General features: G+C 65.2%; 1 protein-coding gene. It reads right to left on the bottom strand.

From position 1 onward, the window contains the following. Window positions 1–371, bottom strand: a 371-nt coding sequence (locus tag DW823_RS09950) for an SIS domain-containing protein (RefSeq protein WP_369831720.1), incomplete at both ends; no start/stop codon positions are given.

Raw genomic sequence — 371 nt, 5'->3', positions numbered from 1 at the left:
GCGCGGACGCGCTCGTCGAGCTTGCGGTTCTCGTCCTCGCCCATGAACAGGAACACGGGGACGCCGGGCTCCACGAGCTCGAGGGTGCCGTGGAAGAAGTCGGCCGAGGTGATGTAGCGGGTGCGCTTCCACTGCATCTCCTCCAGGATGCACATCGAGAACAGGATCGTCTCGCCCCACAGGGCGCCGGAGCCGATGAACATGGTGTAGGGGGCCAGGGCGTACTTCTTTGCGAGCTCCTCGGCGCGCGGCTCGAAGCTCTTGCGGATGTCGACCAGGTGGGTCCAAACGTCCTTGGTCTGCTCGATGAACTTATCGAACTGCGGGAAGCAGCCGCGGCGGTTGAGCAGGCGCAGGCCGAAGCAGTCGGC

Origin of the sequence: Collinsella sp. AM34-10 (genome assembly GCF_003469185.1) — a bacterium.
In the GTDB taxonomy this organism is placed as follows: domain Bacteria; phylum Actinomycetota; class Coriobacteriia; order Coriobacteriales; family Coriobacteriaceae; genus Collinsella.
Note: the sequence above shows the minus strand (reverse complement) of the source record. Positions and strands in the feature narration are given on the sequence as shown.